General features: G+C 71.4%; 18 protein-coding genes and 1 pseudogene. 10 read left to right on the top strand and 9 right to left on the bottom strand.

Translation table 11 applies throughout. The features are described from left to right. The first annotated feature begins 175 nt into the window (after positions 1-175). The 7 genes from H4W80_RS43660 (at position 176) to H4W80_RS43630 (ending at position 7692) form a co-directional block, all read left to right on the top strand. Positions 176-1066 (top strand): NAD-dependent epimerase/dehydratase family protein, encoded by an 891-nt coding sequence (locus H4W80_RS43660; protein ID WP_192790426.1) that lies wholly within the window; start codon positions 176-178, stop codon positions 1064-1066. After that, positions 1063-1935: a 5-dehydro-4-deoxyglucarate dehydratase gene (locus H4W80_RS43655; protein ID WP_192790425.1), complete on the top strand. Its 873-nt coding sequence runs from the start codon at positions 1063-1065 to the stop codon at positions 1933-1935. The genes H4W80_RS43660 and H4W80_RS43655 overlap by 4 nt, the downstream gene beginning before the upstream one ends. Then, on the top strand, positions 1932-2987 hold the full coding sequence (locus H4W80_RS43650) for a mandelate racemase/muconate lactonizing enzyme family protein (RefSeq protein WP_192790424.1): 1056 nt from the start codon (positions 1932-1934) through the stop codon (positions 2985-2987). Before H4W80_RS43655 ends, H4W80_RS43650 begins: the two co-directional genes overlap by 4 nt. Beyond that, complete coding sequence (locus H4W80_RS63985; protein WP_192790423.1) at positions 2984-4918, top strand: DUF6807 family protein; 1935 nt, start codon at positions 2984-2986, stop codon at positions 4916-4918. The genes H4W80_RS43650 and H4W80_RS63985 overlap by 4 nt, the downstream gene beginning before the upstream one ends. Before the next feature lie 127 nt (positions 4919-5045). Continuing rightward, entirely contained in the window at positions 5046-6044 is a 999-nt protein-coding gene (locus H4W80_RS43640) for an acyltransferase family protein (RefSeq protein ID WP_192790422.1), read from the top strand. Between the two features lie 196 nt (positions 6045-6240). Then, complete coding sequence (locus H4W80_RS43635) at positions 6241-7437, top strand: RNA-guided endonuclease InsQ/TnpB family protein (RefSeq protein ID WP_192790421.1); 1197 nt, start codon at positions 6241-6243, stop codon at positions 7435-7437. A gap of 48 nt (positions 7438-7485) precedes the next feature. Continuing rightward, complete coding sequence (locus H4W80_RS43630) at positions 7486-7692, top strand: acyl-CoA dehydrogenase family protein (protein ID WP_318787328.1); 207 nt, start codon at positions 7486-7488, stop codon at positions 7690-7692. 25 nt (positions 7693-7717) lie between these two features. On the opposite strand, the gene H4W80_RS43625 is transcribed toward H4W80_RS43630, so the two are convergent. Together H4W80_RS43625 and H4W80_RS43620 are read right to left on the bottom strand one after the other, a co-directional pair. Continuing rightward, positions 7718-8308 (bottom strand): DUF6879 family protein, encoded by a 591-nt coding sequence (locus H4W80_RS43625; protein ID WP_337960010.1) that lies wholly within the window; start codon positions 8306-8308, stop codon positions 7718-7720. Positions 8309-8453: 145 nt separating this feature from the next. Continuing rightward, the gene (locus H4W80_RS43620) at positions 8454-9275 is read right to left on the bottom strand and encodes a helix-turn-helix domain-containing protein (RefSeq protein WP_192790419.1); all 822 of its coding nucleotides are present in this window, start codon (positions 9273-9275) and stop codon (positions 8454-8456) included. Here H4W80_RS43620 and H4W80_RS43615 point away from each other — a divergent pair. Beyond that, entirely contained in the window at positions 9274-9816 is a 543-nt protein-coding gene (locus tag H4W80_RS43615) for a TIGR03086 family metal-binding protein (protein ID WP_192790418.1), read from the top strand. The two genes, H4W80_RS43620 and H4W80_RS43615, sit on opposite strands and share 2 nt — an antisense overlap. Positions 9817-9826: 10 nt before the next feature. Here the strand turns inward: H4W80_RS43615 and H4W80_RS43610 are convergent, their stop codons facing one another. The 5 genes from H4W80_RS43610 to H4W80_RS43590 all read right to left on the bottom strand — a co-directional run bounded on the left by H4W80_RS43610 (position 9827) and on the right by H4W80_RS43590 (position 14103). Continuing rightward, entirely contained in the window at positions 9827-10687 is an 861-nt protein-coding gene (locus H4W80_RS43610) for a polyphosphate polymerase domain-containing protein (protein ID WP_192790417.1), read from the bottom strand. A gap of 45 nt (positions 10688-10732) precedes the next feature. Further along, complete coding sequence (locus H4W80_RS43605) at positions 10733-11272, bottom strand: DUF4956 domain-containing protein (protein WP_192794076.1); 540 nt, start codon at positions 11270-11272, stop codon at positions 10733-10735. An 87-nt stretch (positions 11273-11359) separates the two neighbouring features. Continuing rightward, on the bottom strand, positions 11360-12028 hold the full coding sequence (locus H4W80_RS43600; RefSeq protein WP_192790416.1) for a response regulator transcription factor: 669 nt from the start codon (positions 12026-12028) through the stop codon (positions 11360-11362). Beyond that, on the bottom strand, positions 12025-13428 hold the full coding sequence (locus H4W80_RS43595) for a sensor histidine kinase (RefSeq protein WP_192790415.1): 1404 nt from the start codon (positions 13426-13428) through the stop codon (positions 12025-12027). The genes H4W80_RS43600 and H4W80_RS43595 overlap by 4 nt, the downstream gene beginning before the upstream one ends. Before the next feature lie 18 nt (positions 13429-13446). Further along, positions 13447-14103, bottom strand: coding sequence for a hypothetical protein (locus H4W80_RS43590; RefSeq protein ID WP_192790414.1), 657 nt, complete (start codon positions 14101-14103; stop codon positions 13447-13449). 239 nt (positions 14104-14342) lie between these two features. Between H4W80_RS43590 and H4W80_RS43585 the strand changes: the two genes are divergently transcribed. Continuing rightward, on the top strand, positions 14343-15131 hold the full coding sequence (locus tag H4W80_RS43585; RefSeq protein WP_192790413.1) for an SDR family oxidoreductase: 789 nt from the start codon (positions 14343-14345) through the stop codon (positions 15129-15131). A 21-nt stretch (positions 15132-15152) separates the two neighbouring features. Here the strand turns inward: H4W80_RS43585 and H4W80_RS43580 are convergent, their stop codons facing one another. Next, positions 15153-15818 carry an alpha/beta hydrolase gene (locus H4W80_RS43580; protein ID WP_318787327.1) on the bottom strand — a complete coding sequence of 222 codons (666 nt, stop codon included), beginning with the start codon at positions 15816-15818 and terminating at the stop codon, positions 15153-15155. Positions 15819-15854: 36 nt separating this feature from the next. Continuing rightward, a pseudogene (locus H4W80_RS43575) lies at positions 15855-16067 on the bottom strand (zinc-binding dehydrogenase); the annotation flags it as partial. Between the two features lie 65 nt (positions 16068-16132). Here H4W80_RS43575 and H4W80_RS63060 point away from each other — a divergent pair. Then, entirely contained in the window at positions 16133-16258 is a 126-nt protein-coding gene (locus tag H4W80_RS63060) for a hypothetical protein (RefSeq protein WP_264086238.1), read from the top strand. The last annotated feature ends 60 nt before the right edge of the window (positions 16259-16318 follow it).

The raw sequence follows: 16318 nt of genomic DNA, 5'->3' as shown, positions 1-16318 counted from the left end.
GCCCACCCTAACGCAACCGCTTGCAGAAACCCTGAGTACCATGAAAGCGCTTGCCGCCCCGTTGCCTCAGGAAACCCCTGCTCCAGCACGGGGGGCGAAATCGCCTCTTGACGACCTCGCCCCGAGGACACAAAGGTTTAGTGCAACTGTTTGCAGTCTTGAAGGAGCCCCCACGGTGAGCAGAGTCCTCGTCACCGGAAGCGCAGGACGCCTCGGCCGGAGCGTGGTCACCACGCTCGCGGCGGCCGGGCACGAGGTCATCGGCGTCGACAGAACGCCGGGCACGCCATCCGAGGCCGCGATCGCCTTACCGGCCGATCTCACGGACACCGGCGAGACCTTCGAGGTCATCGCCAGGTTCCGGCCCGAGACCGTGATCCACCTGGCCGCGATCGCGACCCCGTTCAGCCTCCCGGAATCGGTGATCTTCAAGGTCAACACCCAGCTCGCGTTCAACGTCTGCGAGGCGTCCGTCGCGCTGGGCGTGCGCGGCGTCGTGGTGGCCAGCAGCCCCACCGTCATCGGGTACGGCGCCCCCGGCGGCTGGGCGCCCGCGTACCTGCCGATCGACGAGGACCACCCGGTGCGCCCGTGGAACGCCTACAACCTGTCCAAGGTCGTGGCCGAGCAGACCATGAAGGCGTTCGCGCTGGCCGGGACGACCAGGATGGCCGCGGTCAGGCCGTGCTTCGTCATCCCGCCAGAGGAGTGGGCGGGCGCGCCCACCCAGTCGGGCCACACGGTGCGCGAGCGCCTCGACCGGCCGGAGCTGGGCGGGGTCTCGCTGTTCAACTACATCGACGCCCGCGACTGCGCCGACCTGATCACGGTGCTGGCCGAGGCGCTGCCCGAAGTGCCCAACGGCGAGGTGTTCTTCGCCGGGGCCGCGGACGCCCTGGCCCGCAAGCCGCTCGCCGACCTGCTGCCCCACGTCGTGCCCAGCACCGAACCGTTCGCCGCCGGACTCACCGGCACCACCCCCGCCTTCTCGACCACCAAGGCAGAGCGCCTGCTCGGCTGGCAGCCCAAGCGGAGCTGGCGCACCGAACTGAAGGAAGCCGAATGAACCTGAGCGGTGTGCTGTTCTTCCCCGTGACCCCCTTCGACGCCGACGGCCGGCTCGCCGAGGAGGTGCTGGCCGAGCACATCCGGCAGGGCATGGAGCACGGTCCCGGCGGCGTGTTCGTGGCGTGCGGCACCGGCGAGTTCTCCGCGCTGTCGGAGGCCGAGCACGCGCGGGCGGTGCGCGTGGCGGCCGAGGTCGTGGGCGGGCGGGTGCCGGTGTTCGCGGGCGCGGGCGGCCCGCTCGGCACGGCGCTGAACCAGGCGCGGGCCGCGCGCGAGGCGGGCGCCGACGGGCTGCTGCTCATGCCGCCGTACCTGGCCCAGGGGCCCGGGCACGGCTTCGCCGCGTACGTGGCGGCGGTGGCCGCGGAGCTGCCGGTGATCGTCTACCAGCGGGGCTCGGTGGTGCTGGAGCCGGAGGCCGTGGTGGAGCTGGCCGGGATCCCCGGGGTGATCGGGCTCAAGGACGGCGTCGGCGACATCGACCGGATGCAGCGGACCGTGCTGGCGGTGCGGGAGGCGTACCCGGACTTCCTGTTCTTCAACGGGCTGCCGACGGCCGAGCTGACCATGCCCGCCTACCGGGGCATCGGCGTGGAGCTGTACTCCAGCGCGGTGTTCGCGTTCGCGCCGGAGATCGCGCTGGCCTACCTGAACGGTGACGAGCGGCTGCTCACCGGCTTCTACGCCCCGCTCGTACGGCTGCGCGGCAAGGTCCCCGGCTACCCGGTCGCCCTGGTCAAGGCCGGGGTACGGCTGCGCGGCCTGGACGTGGGCGCCGTCCGCCCGCCGCTGGTGGACGTGACCGGCGAGCACCTCGAGGAGCTGGAAGCGCTGATCAAGACCGGGCTCGAGTTGGTGGCGCAGTGACGATCGTGGATCTGCGCACGGAGCTGCGGACGGCCCCGCTGCCGCGGCCCTGGGGCGCGGACGTGCCGGCCAACCACGTGATCGTGTGCGAGGTCACGCTGAAGGACGGGCGGACCGGCACCGGGTTCTCGTGGACGCCGCAGATCGGGGCGCACGCCGTACGGGCGCTGCTCGACCACGACCTGCGCGAGGCGCTGATCGGGCTGCCCGCGCACCCCGAGGTGGTGTGGGACCGGTTGTGGCGGCACCTGCGCGAGGCGGGTCCGGGCGGGATCACCACGATCGCGCTGGCCGGGATCGACCTGGCGCTCTGGGACCTGCGCTGCGGCGACGGCGGCCTGGCCGACGTGCTGGGCCGGCGGCGCGACGAGGTCCCGGTCTACGGCAGCGGCGTCAACCTGCACTACCCGCTGGAGGAGCTGGTGGAGCAGGCGCGGCGCTGGGTGGCCGCCGGCTACCGGGGCGTCAAGATCAAGGTGGGCCGGCCCGACCTGGCGGAGGACGTGGCCAGGGTGGCCGCCGTGCGCGAGGTGATCGGGCCCGACCGGCTGCTGATGATCGACGCGAACCAGCGGTGGGACCTGCACCGGGCGCGGAGGGCCATCTCCGCGTTGCGGGAGTTCGGGCTGCACTGGATCGAGGAGCCGCTGCCCGCCGACGACGTGGCCGCGCACGTGGAGCTGCGGCGCTCCATCGACGTGCCGGTGGCGGTCGGGGAGAACGTCTACACCACCTACGGCTTCCGTGACCTGCTCGCGGCCGGGGCGTGCGACGTCGTCCAGCCGAACGTGGTGCGGGTCGGCGGCATCACGCCGTTCCTGCGGATCGTGGAGCTGGCCAGGACGTACGACGTGCCGGTCTATCCGCATCTGCTGAGCGAGGTGTCCGGGCAGCTCGCGCTGGCCCTGCCGCTGCCGGTCATGGCGGAGGACGTGGAGGACGCGTCGTTCGCGGCCCTCGGGCTGCTGGCGGAGCCGTACCCGGTGCAGATTTCCGACGGGGTCCTGCGGGCGGGCGCGCACGCGGGGCTCGGACTGAGGTGGTCGCGATGAAGGTGGTACTCGCTGGTGCGCACGGCCATGGGCGGCACCATCTGGGCAATCTGCGCAGACTGGCCGAGCAGGGGCTGATCGAGTTGGCGGGGATCTGCGACGTGCGGCCCGCCGAGGTGGACTTCGGCTCGCCGCTGCAGTCGCCCGACCTGGGCGAGCTCCTGGCGAAGACCGGCGCGGAGATCACGGTCATCTGCACGCCGATCCACACGCACGCCGACCTCGCGGTGACCGCCCTGCACGCCGGATCCCACGTGCTGCTGGAGAAGCCGCCCGCGGCGAGCCCCGCCGCGCACGCCCGCATCGCCGCGGCGGTGGCGGAGACGGGGCTGGCCTGCCAGGTCGGCTTCCAGTCGCTGGGCTCGGCGGCGGTGCCCGCGCTGCGTTCGCTGATCGCCGACGGCACCATCGGGCGCGTGCGCGGCATCGGCGGCGCGGGCGCCTGGGAGCGGCCCTCGACCTACTTCACCCGCTCGGCCTGGTCGGGCAGGCGCCGGCTCGACGGCGTGGACGTGGTGGACGGCGCGCTGACGAACCCGTTCGCGCACGCCGTCGCGACCGCGCTCGCCCTGGTGGACGGCCCCGTCGCAGGCATCGAGGCCGAGCTCTACCACGCCCACCCGATCGAGTCGGACGACACGTCCTGCCTGCGGATCCGCCTCGAAGACGGCGTCGTGATCACGATCGCGGTGACGCTCTGCGCGACCGGCCGGAGCGAGCCGTACCTGGTCGTGCACGGCGACGCGGGCCGCGCCACGCTCGTCTACACGCAGGACCGGCTCAAGGTCGAGCTGCCGGACGGCACGGTCACGACCACCGTGTACGAGCGGACCGACCTGCTGGAGAACCTCATCGACCACGTCCGCACGGGCGCCGCTCTGATGGTGCCGCTGTCCGCCACGGAGTCGTTCACGCAGGTGCTGGACGCGGTGCGGCTGGCTCCCGAGCCGCTGCCGATCCCGGAGCGCTTCCAGGACGTCGAGCGGGACGCCGCCTCGGGCGAGGTCACGCACCGGTTCCTGCCGGGTGTCGCCGACCTGACGGCCCGCAGCGCCGAGACGCTGTCGCTCTACTCGGAGCTGGACGTCCCCTGGACCCGGGTGGAGCTGCTGGCCTCCGGGCAGGCGGTGGCCTCGTACGAGCTGCGGCCCGACCTGCCGGCCACCGACTCCCCGCGGCCCTACCTCCACGGGGTGCGGACGCTGGGCGGCGTCGAGGTGACCGAGGTGCGTCCCGAGGACCACGTGCACCACCTCGGGGTCGGGGTGGCGATCTCCGACCTGGGCGGGGCGAACTTCTGGGGCGGCCGCACGTACGTCAAGGACCAGGGGCCCGCCTGGCTGGACGATCACGGCACGCAGCGGCACCTGTCGTTCTCCCGGCTCGACGACTCCGGCTTCGTCGAGCACCTGGAGTGGGCGGGGCCCGGCGGGCGGCTGGTGGCGCGCGAGGAGCGGACGGTGACGGCCCGGCCGTTCGGGGACTTCTGGGCGCTGGACTTCGCGTTCACGCTCACCAACCTCACCGGCGCGCCGCTGGAGGTCCGCAGCTCGGCCACCAAGGGGCGCGCAGGCGCGGGTTACGGCGGCTTCTTCTGGCGCGCACCCGGCACCTCCACCGCCCGGATCGCGCTCCCCGGGGACGAGGAGGCCGTACACGGCAGCCGCGATCCCTGGGTCGCCCTGTCCGGCACCACGCCGGAGGGGCGGGACTGGACGCTCGTCTTCGTGCAGTCGGACGGCGACCCGTGGTTCGTGCGGGTCGAGCACTATCCGGGGGTGGGGCAGGCGCTGGCCTGGGACCGGCCGCTCGTCGTCGAGGACACGCTGACCAGGCGGGTCGTGACGGCCGTGGTGGACGGCAGGCTCGACGCCGCCGCCGCGTCCGCGCTGGCGGACACGGTACGCGAGGCGACACCGGCCCTTCGGTAAGCCCTCACTCGGCGTTTCCTGGCGGTTACGCGCTCGGTGGCTAGGGTGCGGGGTCTGTGAGTGAGCGCAGCGAACGAGCCCATGGACACAGCACTGCTGAAGTCACAGGTCCGACGGAGGAGGGCCTGTGACTTCTCCCGCCACCCTTGACGCCCGGTCCGTGACCGCCAGGGACCCGTTCTTCGACAACGCCAAATACCTGGCCATCCTGCTCGTGGTGTGCGGTCACCTCATCGAGGACCAGCGGGATCATCCCCTCGCCCACGCGCTCTACTTCTACGTCTACGTCTTCCACATGCCGCTGTTCATCGTGCTGAGCGGCTATCTGTCGCGCCGGTTCACGTTCTCGGCGGGGAAGGCGCGCAAGCTCATCTCCACGCTGGCGGTGCCGTACCTGATCTTCGAGGTGGCGTACTCGCTGCCGCGGCTGATCCTGTACGGGAAGTTCGAGCTGACCCTGCTGGACCCGTACTACCTGACCTGGTTCCTGCTGTCGTTGTTCCTGTGGCGGTTGTCGACGCCGGTGTGGCAGCAGCTCAGGTGGCCGCTGGCGATCGCGGTCGCGCTGTCGCTGCTGACCGGGTTGAGCGCGCTGCCCGGCGAGCTGGCCATGAACCGGACGTTCGCCCTGCTGCCGTTCTACGTGCTCGGGCTGATGCTCAAGCCGGAGCACTTCGCGTGGCTGCGCAGGCCGTACATGCGGCTGACCGGCTTCCTGACGCTCGGGCTGGGGCTGGCGGCGGCGCTGCTCGTGCACGACCAGGTGCCGACGGAGTGGATCAGGTGGCGGCTGCCCAACTCGGCGCTGCACGTGGACGACCTCACCGGCACGGCCGTGCGGCTGGGGCTGCTGCTGGCGGGGGCGGTGCTGGTGGCGGCGTTCCTGGCGGTGACCCCGGCGCGGCACACGTGGTTCAGCGGGCTGGGCTCGGCCACCATGTACGCTTACCTGCTCCACGGGTTCGTGGTGAAGGTCGCCGAGCGGTTCGAGCTGGGCGTGCCGCTGTCGATCCTGCTCGGCGTGGCCGCCGCCACCCTGCTCTGCACGCCGCCGGTGCGCAGGGTCTTCCACTGGGCCGTGGAGCCGCGCATGTCCTGGGCCTTCACGCCGCTCCGCCGGCCGTGACACGGTGGCGGGTATGGCCATCAGAGTCTCTCGAGGAACCGTCGCCTTTAGACGACGGGGGAATCGGGAGCGGGAGGGCCGCCAAGGACCGAGCGTGCCTTGACCTGTCAGGTCCGCGCGTCACAGCTTTCCTTCCGGGTTTGTCGGTGCCAGCCGATACCGTGGTGGTCTCGTTACCGAGCGTGGGAGGTGGGGTGTGCGCAGGTCGTTCAAGTTCCTGCTGCGCCCCACCAGCAAGCAGGCCGCCGCGCTCGCGCAGTGCCTGGAAGACCACCGGGAGCTGTACAACGCGGCTCTCGAACACCGCCGTACGGCCTACCGCAAAGCCGGGGTGAGGGTGCGTTACGGCGAGCAGTCGGCGGAGCTGAAGCACATCCGCGCCGACGACTCCGACGGTCAGGGCCGGTGGTCGTTCTCCTCCCAGCAGGCCACCCTGCGCAGGCTGGACAAGGCATACCGGGCGTTCTTCGACCGCGTCCAAGCAGGCCGCACGCCAGGGTTCCCGCGGTTCAAGGGGCGGGGCTGGTTCGACACGGTCCAGTGGCCCAAGGACGGCGACGGCTGCCGGTGGGACTCCCAACCCGAGCACCCGACGGCGACCTACGTGCGGTTGCAGGGCGTCGGGCATGTGCGGGTGCACCGGCACCGTCGTGTGCTGGGCACCGTCAAAACGATCAGTATCAAGCGGGAAGGCGCCCGCTGGTTCGTCGTGCTGTCGTGCGATGAGGTGCCCGCACAGACCCTTCCCGCCACGGGCGCGGTTGCGGGTGTTGACATGGGTGTCGCCTGGCTGGCCACGATCAGCGACGGCGACCACCTCGACAACCAGCGGCACCTTGCCACCTCCGCGCGCTGTCTGGCAGCGGCCCAGCGGGAGCTCGCCGGTAAGAAACGAGGATCCCAGCGGCGCCGTAAGGCCGTCGCGCGGGTGGCGGCCCTGCATGCCAAGGTGCGGCGGCAACGCCTCGACTCGGCGCACAAGGCCGCGCTTGCGCTGGTTCGCGGCTACGACGTGATCGTGCACGAAGCGCTGAACGTCGCGGGCATGACCCGGCGTGCCGCGCCGAAACCGGACCGCGAAGGCGGCTACCTGGCTAACGGCCAGTCGGCTAAATCCGGGCTGAACAAGAGCATTCTCGACGCGGGTTGGTCCGCGTTCGTGACGATCCTTTCGCACAAGGCTGAAAGCGCCGGTCGAGAGCTGATCGCAGTGAACCCCGCCAACACCTCCCGTACGTGCTCGCGCTGCGGGCACTGCGCGAAGGACAACCGTGTCACCCAAGCCGTCTTCCGATGTACGGCGTGCGGGTTTTCCGCGCACGCCGACGTGAACGCGGCGACCAACATCTTGAGGGCAGGGCTTGCCCTTCGCGAGGCTGCGCAAGCGGCTTAGCGAGAAGCCGCTCCCTTCAGGGAGCGGAGGAGTCACGGAGCTGTACCAGTGCAAGGGGGCGGGGCGATCCAGGTGCAGGGGACGCTCGGCTACTCGACGGACACGCCGCTGGCCGGCATGTTCCAGCACGCCCGCTGGGCCCGCTTCGCCGACGGCGCCGACGAGATCCACCAGATGCGCATCGCCGAACGCACCATCGCCGCCTACCGGGCCACCGGCTCCACCAGCTCCGCCACCGGCGGCCTGCCCCTGTGACGGCCGTCATCCGAGGGTGGCGGCCTCAGACGGCCGTCACCCGGGGAGCCGGCATCGGCACGATCTCCCGCTCGTAGTAGGCCTGGAAGTCCTCCCCGGCCGCGAACAGCTTGTCGAGCTCGCCCCGGCAGGCCGCGATCACATCGGGGTCGTCGATCCGCCTCGCGCCGCTGTGGGTGCCGCGGGCGTCGTACGTCACCTCGTACATGACGGACGACCCCAGCACGACGAGCTCCGGCAGGCGCCGGTCGATCTCCAGGTCGGACACCTCCCCCGCGTCGAGCACCCGCACCTGCTCGGCCACCTCCACCCGCAGCGCCAGCACGTGCATCTCCCACTGCAGGTAAGGGGTGACGGGTTGCTCGACGATCCGGATCCGCCGGCAGGGGTAGGCGCTGCTCCGGCCCCCGTCGCCCGTGTCGTCGACCAGCTTGAGCGAGCGTTCCCAGTCGCCGTCCATCATCGCCAGCCAACTCGGCTCCCCGGCCTCGAAGCGCTGAATACGCTGGAGCTTCCAGAACACGTCATCAATGTTCCGGAAATTCGGCCAGAAATCGTCAAGATATCCGTCCGCGCTTAGCAAGACTCCCGATATCTCGTGAATGCGCTCAAGCATATGACGACCGTACCCATCAGATTCGCGGCACGAACGCGTGAGCAGCGGCTACGCTGGCCGGGATGCTCTCGGACGCGCAGAAACCCACAATTCCCATAAAACCCCCCGAACCCCGGCAAATCACCTCGTCGATTAACGTCCGTGCCTATCCTCTGAGGCGGGCGTAGGCCGCGGGTGGCATCCCGACCGCGGCGGTGAAGTCGCGGGTCAGGTGAGCCTGATCCGTATAGCCGAGTTCGACGGCCAGCGTCGCGAGGTCCAGCCCCTCGTAGACCCGCTCCGCCGCCTCGTGCAGCCGGAAGCGGCGGATCACCCACTTGGGGCCGATGCCGACATAGTCCCGGAACAACCGCTGCAACGAGCGCACCGACCGCCCCGATCTGGCGGCCAGCTCATCGACCCTGGTCAAGGAGACGTCGTTCTCGGCCATCGCCACCAGCGCCGCGGCCTCCTCGGCCAGCGGATCCGGCTGCGGTCCCAGACCCAGCAGGAACCTCTCGACGAGCCCGATGGCGGCCCGCGCGTCGGGCTCGGCCAGAACCTGCTCGACCAGGCAGGCGCCCGCCGCGCCGTACATCTCGCCGATCTCCACGAAACGGTCGGTCAACCGCGACACCGGAGCGCCGAGGAACGGCCGGAAGCCGCCCGGGCGGAAGCGCGTGCCGAGCACGCGGCCGCTGCCCCGCATCGTGTACGAGAACCCGCCCTTGATCACCCCCGCGAACTGGTGGAAGTCCTCGGTGATCGTCAGGTTCACGGTGGGGTGCGAGACGATGCGCTGTTCGTACGGCTCGGCGAGGTCGGTCCAGGTGACGACCCAGAAGTGCTCCACGAACGCCGCAATCTCCGCCGATGGCGCCTGCCGGAAGAAATCGAAGGCGTCGAGCCCCGCGTACGGATCGACCCAGCCGCGCTGTCGCGTTTCTACAAGCCGCGCCTGGGGCGGGCGGGGCATCATGGCTGCCATGGATGACATGATGCCGCTGATGACGCATGCCACCGAACGGACCGCGGGGCTGGTCCGCGCGGTGCGGCCGGAGCAGCTCGGGGGCTCGACGCCCTGCGCGAAGTTCGACGTCAAGGACCTGATCAACCACCTCGAGTGGGTGGCGGACCTGTTCGAGTCGCTGGGCCGTCAGGGCGAGATGACCGAGCAGGAGCCGTACGCGGGCGACTTCCCCGAGCGGGCGGAGCGCACGCTGGCCGCCTGGGCGCGCCCCGAGGCGTGGGAGGGCACCAGCCCCGCCATGGGCCTGCCGATGACCACGCTGGCCCACATGTACCTCGTCGACATGGTCGTACACGGCTGGGACCTGGCCAGGGCCACCGGCCAGGACTACGAGCCGGACCCCGAGGCCGTCTCGCGGGCACTCCGCTTCACCGACCAGATGGCGGAGATGGGCCGGCAACGCGGCGCCTTCGGCCCGCCGGTGGAAGTGCCGGACAGCGCCCCGCAGTTCGACCGCCTCCTCGGCATCATCGGCCGGGACCCGGCCTGGACCCCGTAAGCCGCTGTTGCTATGCGCAAACCCGCCTGCCTCCTCGCGCGGCCGCCTGGCTCCAGCACCCTGCCGAGGCCCTGGCCGTCAGGCGTTGGACGCCTGGTTCGGGACGAAGGACGAGATAGCGCCGCAGCACCGGGTGCCAGCGGTTGGCGGGCAGGTGCCGCAGCGCCGCGACCGCCAGGCAGTATTTGCTCACGGTGACCGGCCGCACCCCCAGCCGGCGCAGGACCTTGTCCACCAGCGCCTTCCCGTCGGCGGACTTCGACTCCAGCAGCACCAGGTCGCGGCGCGCCGGCGCGCTGGAGCGTCCGTCGTGGCAGAGCAGGCCCGTGTCGCAGGTGAGCCTGGCCGCGCCCGAGGGGTCGATGAAGGTCACCCGCCTGTAGTCGGTGGACAGCACCGGCCCCAGCGTCTCCGGGGCGATGAGGTGCAGCTCGGTGAGGAGGGTGTCGCGCACGAAGTCGGACGCCTCCCGGGTGAGCGTCCGGCCCGGTGCGTCGTCGTACGGGATGCGGTGCTTGTCGGTGCTGCCACGGGCGCCGTTGAGCTTGAGCTCCAGCCACCGGCCGCCCCCGTCCAGGTAGGTGCGGGTGCGCAGCTTGAACCTGCGCCGCCGATCCTGCCGGTGCTGGTGGAAGGTGAGCAGGTCAGGCGTGTCGAAGTAGGTCGACGTGTAGCGGAACTGGCGTCTTGCCCCGATGCGCAGCACGGCGAGCCGGTCTCCCAGCTCGGCCGCGAGTGCCGCCATGGTGGCGGCCGTCACGATGTATTTGCGATCGACCCGGCTCATCAGCTCCGGCACGTCCCCGAGCCCGATCGGCGCCACCTCGGCCGCGATCCCGGCCAGCAGCACATCCGCGTCCAACTCACCCATCACCGCACCTCCACCACTTTCTGCATGACTCCGGACTCACGGGACTCAGCGGACGCCGGCCCGTTGGGCAGGGGTCACGAAGCGGACGTCGACCACCGTTGTGTCGCGGACGTAGTCGATCTGGGTGACCACGCAGTGCAGGACGTGTGCCCGCAGGCGGCTCTCCAGGTCGACCCGGAGCAGGTCCGGGTCCGAGTGGACGACGTCCAGGGTGATGACCTGGTGGCGGGTGCGGCCGAGCAGGGACGGGTGGTCGGCGACGTACATCACCGCCAGCAGGACGGCGTCCAGCAGGAGGGCGGTCAGCGGCCACGCCCCCGCGATGCCGTTGACCAGGCCCAGCACGATGGCGATGAAGTAGTAGGCGATCTCCTGCTGGGTGATCTCGCTGGAGCGCAGGCGGATGATGGACAGCACGCCGAACAGGCCGAAGCCGACGGCGACGTCCACGCGCTGGACGAGCAGGAGCGAGACCACCGCGAAGATGCCCACGTTGAGTGCCACATAGGCGAAGAGCAGGTCGCGTCGATGATGTCGCCGGTAGTAGAGGCCGTAGGCCAGGGCGACGATCGACGCGAGATCCATTACCAGTCCGGCTGTCACGGCGCTCCCTCCGTCGGTGCTGCTGAGAACAGCTTGCCGGGGCGGGGTGAGGCGAGAGTGAGGTGATGATTAGGCGGCTCTCATGCGGTAGCCGGTGCCGCGGACGGTCTCGATGCGGCCGGCGCCGATCTTGCGGCGTAGGTAGCGTACGTAGACGTCCACCACGTTGGAGCCGGGGTCGAAGTCGAAGCCCCACACGTGGCTGAGGAGCTGCTCGCGCGTCAGGACCTGGTCGGGGTGCCGGCAGAAGATCTCCGCCAGCGCGAACTCCCTGGTCGACAGGTCCACCACCCGGTCCCCGACGTAGGCCCGCCGCGTACGCAGATCCAGCGACAGGTCCGACACCCGCAGCACGGTCACCTCCGGCGTGCGGTCGGCGCGCAGGCGCAGCCGCAGCCGCACCCTGGCCAGGAGCTCCTCGAAGGCGAAGGGCTTGGCGATGTAGTCGTCCGCGCCGCCTTCCAGCCCCGCCACGGTGTCGCTCACGCTGTCGCGGGCGGTCAGGATGATCACTGGCAGGGCCACCCTGGACTGCCGCAGCCTCCGCAGCACCGTGAACCCGTCGCTCAACGGCAGCCCGATGTCCAGGATGAGCAGGTCGAACCCGCCCGCGCAGGCCAGATCGTACGCCGCGACCCCGTCCGCCACCACGGCGGTCACGAAGCCGTTGGCCCGCAGCCCCTTCTCCACGAACGACGCGATCCTGGCCTCGTCCTCGGCGATCAGTATCCGGTTCATCCCAGCCTCCAGAGCTCCCACAGCGGGATGGACATGACGAAACGGGCGCCGCCGCCCTGCGCCTCCGTCACCTTGACGTTGCCGCCGTGGGCCTCGGCGATCGATCGGACGATGGCCAGGCCCAGACCTGCGCCTTCGTAGGTCACGGTGCGGCCCGCGCCGCGCACGAACCGCCCGAAGATCCGCTCGCGCTCCGCGGGGGCCACCCCGGGGCCGCTGTCGCGTACCCAGAGCTCGACCCATCCGTCGCGGACGGCGGAGCCGACGGCGATCAGGTCGTCGTCGGTGGTGTGGCGGACGGCGTTGGCCACGAGCTGCATGAGCGCCTGCGTGAGCCGCTGGCGGTCGGCGGGCACGCGGGCCTCGGCCACCTCGTCGACCCGCCAGCGCCGGTTGCCGAGCGCGCGGGCCTTGGCGACGACACTGACCGTGAGGTCGGCCACCTCGACGTCGTGGATGTCGAGAAAGCCCGGCTGCTCCGCCCGGGCGAGGGTGAGGAGGTCTTCGACGATGCGGTTCATCCGGTCGAGCTCGTCGGTGACCAGGGCGAGCGTCTCCGCACGGTCGCGCGGATCGTCGCCCATGAGCTCCAGGTGGCCGCGGATGACGGTGATCGGTGTGCGCAGCTCGTGGCCGGCGTCGTCCATGAAGTGCCGCTGCACGACGAAGGCGTTCTCGAGCCGGTCGAGCATGTGGTTGAACGTCGCGGCCAGCGCGGCCACGTCGTCGTCGCCCGGCACGTCGAGCCTGCGGGTGAGATCGGTGGAGTCGCTGATCTGCTCGGCCGTCTGGCCGATCAGCCGGACCGGCGCCAGCACCCGCCCCGCCACGAACCACCCGGCCGCCCCCGCTAACGCCAGCGCCGCCAGCGCGGACAGCCCGAGGACCCGCACCGCGTCCACGATCTCGTCGCGGTGGCGGTCGTAGAGGATCGCCACGACGAAGTGGCCCGGGCGGGGGTCGGCCTTCACCGTCACCGGGATCACCGCGTAGTGGACCGTTCCATTCGGGCTCTGGATCTCACCGCCGCCGGGCTTGGTGGCCGCGGCCAGCCGCGTGACCAGCGCGTCGTCGGTGTCGAGGCGTACGGGTGGCGGAATCGCGGTGATCTTGTCGGCCTTGCCGTCGACGATGCTGAAGAACGTCTCCCACCTGTCGGGCGCGTTGAGCGCCAGATATCCGGTGAGCAGGTCTCCTACGTCGGTGATCGTGCGGCCGGTCTCCGGGTCGCGCGCGGTCGCGGCGTAGCGGCGCAGCTTCTCCGCCTCGTTGCTGAGCTCGAGGTTCGTACGGTCGTCGAGACGGGCCAGCAGGATGGTCCAGGTCGCGAAGATCGAGACGGCGAGGGCGAGGCCGACGACGGCGAGCATCCAGCCCACGATCCGGGCACGGGCGCTCACCCGCATGCGATCGCCTGGTCAGTCGTCGGCGTCATCGTCGTCTCCACCGCCACCGCCACCGCCACCGCCACCCTCGTCGTCATCGTCACCGCCACCCGGCCTCGGGGCCGGCGGTCTGACCGGCTCGGCCCTGGTCTGGCGCGGGGCGGGCCGCACGAGGCTCCCGCGCGCCGCGGCATCGTCGCCGTCGCGCGCCCCGGTGCTCCTGGCGGGTCTCGGGGCGGTGCTCGGGCCGGCCTTCGGCTTGGCGCTCGCGGTGGGCCTCGGTTTCACGCCCGTGGTGGGCTGGGGCCGCACACCGGCAGCGGGCCGGGGTTCGGCGTCGGCGGCGGGCCGGGATCCGGCGTCGGCGGCCGGCTGTGACACCGGGCCCGTGGCCGGCGGTGGTGTCGCGCCCGGCGTGGGCTGCTGTTTCGCGCCGGGGGTGAGCTCCGGTTTCGCGCCCGGGGTGAGGTCTGCCCCCGCGCCCGGGATCGCCGGGCCGGAGCCCGGCCCGGGGGCGCCGCTCCCCGCGGGGGCCGACATGCCGGCCTCGCCCAGCGCGGGCGTGTGTGACACCACGACGGCCTCACCCAGATCGGGCTCGCTGTCGGCCGCGCGCACCAGCCCCACCGACATGAACCCCGCCAGCGCCGCGGCCAAGGCGAACAGGACCAACGTTCCCCGATGCTTCATGACCTTGACCTTGACGCCCTTCGAGGAGACCACGCTGAAGCCCAGATGAGAAACCTCTCATCTGATCGCCCTGAGCCGCAGTAGAATCGCGCTCTAATTGTTGGGGTTCGCCGCCCATATCGCCTGTTCCCGGGCGGTGGATTCGCGGCGGGAGGCGCTCAGGGTGGGTTCGGAAGGGCGGCGCCGGGGGGAAGTGCCGGCCGGAGCGGGCGGACGCGCTCGGGATCGAAGGAGTGCAGATGCGGGTACGGGACAAGGTCGTCGTCGTCACGGGCGCGGCCGGCGGGATCGGCAGGGCGATGGCGCTCAGGTTCGCCGCCGAAGGAGCGGCCGGGGTCGTCGTCGCGGACCTCGACGAGGCCGGGGCGATCGCGGTGGCCGAGGAGATCGGCGACCGCGCCACCGCGGTACGCGTGGACGTGTCCTCGGAGCCGGAGGTGGCCGCCCTGGCCGAGACCCCGTTCGGCCCGGTCGACCTGTTCTGCTCCAACGCCGGCATCATCGGCGGCCACGGCCTGGACGCCCCCGACCAGGAGTGGAGCCGCCTGTACGCGGTGAACGTGCTGGCCCACGTGTACGCCGCCCGCGCCGTCGTGCCCTCCATGATCGCCCGAGGCGGCGGCTACCTGCTGAACACCTGCTCCGCCGCGGGCCTGATCAGCTGCCCCGGCGACGCCCCGTACGCGGTGACGAAGGCGGCGGCGATCGCGTTCGCCGAGTGGGGGTCCATCCACTACGCCTCGCGGGGCGTCAAGGTCAGCGTGCTGTGCCCGCAGGGCGTGCGTACCGGCATGCTGGAGCAGGGCCTGGAGGAGGAGCATCTGACCGCGAGGGCCGTGGCCGCCTCGGGCGCCATCCTCGACCCGTCGGACGTGGCCGCGGCGGTCGTCGAGGGCCTCGAAGCCGAGCGCTTCCACATCTTCCCGCACCCGGAGGTGGCCGAGTTCGTCCACCGCAAGGCGGAGAACCCCGACCGGTGGCTGGCCGGGATGTCGCGCTTCGTGGACTCCCTGACACCGGGATCCTGATTTCCCCGGCCGGGTGGCCGGTCAGGCGACGTCGAGCAGGATCTCCAGCAGGTCCTGCGGCGCGTCGCGCATGAGGTTGTGCGCGGCGGCCAGCGCGTGCGTCGTCCATGCCGGGTCGCGGCGCAGCCGCTCGTAGACGGGGGTGAACGGCGACTCCCCCTCCCACCCCGCCGCGTACACGTACTCCCTGCGGCGCACGTGCCCGAGGTCTCCGGTGAGCCGTAGCGGCTGGAGCAGCGAGGCGATCGGATGGCCCGTGGCGCGCGGGTCGAAGAACGGCAGCGGCCGGGTCGCGTAACCGCTGTCCACCACGTCCGCGTACCACCGCCGCTCCCGCTCGGTGACGAGACTCCAGCAGGAGTCCCCGTGGCCTGGCACGACGGCGTCGAGGTAGACCAGGTCGCGCACCCGCGCGGGCGCGCGGTCGGCGGCCCCGGTGATCACCATCCCGCCGTAGCTGTGGCCGACCAGGATCGCTCCGGTGATGTCCGCGGCGTCCAGGACGCCGGTCACGTCCTGGATGTGCGTGTCGAGGTTCACCCCGCCGGTCAGCAGGTGGCCGCGCTCGGCGATGCCGGTCAGAGTCAGCGGGTACGCGCGATGCCCCCGGCTCCGCAACTGCCCGGCGAGCTCGTCGAAGCACCAGCCGCCATGACACATCCCGGGGATCAAGACATATGTCGCCACAAGTCAGGATTCTAACAGAGATCGAACCGATCGGTTCTATCTTGTCGGGTCGAGGACGAGCTTGCCGACGGTGCGGTGGCCACGCAGGTCCGCGTGCACGCGCCGTACCTCCGACATCGGGTGGTCGCCGCCGCGGACCACGCGCAGCTCACCCGCCGCGACCTGCCCGGACATCTCCATGTACGCCTTGGCGAGGACCTCCGGGTGGGCGAAGGCGTTCACCAGCCAGAAGCCGCTGACCCGTCGAGCCGGCCGGCGAGCTCCTGCGGCAGCAAGGAACCTCGGCGGAGACCTCCGCGCCGGCCTCGCAGGTGGTGCCTGCCTGCTACCAAGCCGGCCACGAGGTCGCGGGGGACGACCCGGCCGCGCTGTGGCCGAGCGTCGGCGCGCCCTTCGACCAACTCGGCATCGCCTCGGGCGCTGGGGCGGACCAGCCCTGAGCGCTCCGGACACTCGGCCGTACCGCGCTCAAGCGCCGCGAGCACTCAGCCGGACCCGCG

The sequence above is a fragment of the Nonomuraea angiospora genome, from assembly GCF_014873145.1.
GTDB lineage: Bacteria > Actinomycetota > Actinomycetes > Streptosporangiales > Streptosporangiaceae > Nonomuraea > Nonomuraea angiospora.
Note: the sequence above shows the minus strand (reverse complement) of the source record. Positions and strands in the feature narration are given on the sequence as shown.

Excerpts from the sequence above, each read along its gene's own strand:
- H4W80_RS43655 (WP_192790425.1), top strand. The coding sequence starts at position 1,063 with ATGAACCTGAGCGGTGTGCTGTTCTTCCCCGTGACCCCCTTCGACGCC.
- H4W80_RS63985 (WP_192790423.1), top strand. The coding sequence starts at position 2,984 with ATGAAGGTGGTACTCGCTGGTGCGCACGGCCATGGGCGGCACCATCTG.
- H4W80_RS43625 (WP_337960010.1), bottom strand. The coding sequence starts at position 8,308 with ATGCTTGAGCGCATTCACGAGATATCGGGAGTCTTGCTAAGCGCGGAC.
- H4W80_RS43615 (WP_192790418.1), top strand. The coding sequence starts at position 9,274 with ATGGATGACATGATGCCGCTGATGACGCATGCCACCGAACGGACCGCG.
- H4W80_RS43620 (WP_192790419.1), bottom strand. The coding sequence starts at position 9,275 with ATGGCAGCCATGATGCCCCGCCCGCCCCAGGCGCGGCTTGTAGAAACG.
- H4W80_RS43610 (WP_192790417.1), bottom strand. The coding sequence starts at position 10,687 with ATGGGTGAGTTGGACGCGGATGTGCTGCTGGCCGGGATCGCGGCCGAG.
- H4W80_RS43605 (WP_192794076.1), bottom strand. The coding sequence starts at position 11,272 with ATGGATCTCGCGTCGATCGTCGCCCTGGCCTACGGCCTCTACTACCGG.
- H4W80_RS43600 (WP_192790416.1), bottom strand. The coding sequence starts at position 12,028 with ATGAACCGGATACTGATCGCCGAGGACGAGGCCAGGATCGCGTCGTTC.
- H4W80_RS43590 (WP_192790414.1), bottom strand. The coding sequence starts at position 14,103 with ATGAAGCATCGGGGAACGTTGGTCCTGTTCGCCTTGGCCGCGGCGCTG.
- H4W80_RS43585 (WP_192790413.1), top strand. The coding sequence starts at position 14,343 with ATGCGGGTACGGGACAAGGTCGTCGTCGTCACGGGCGCGGCCGGCGGG.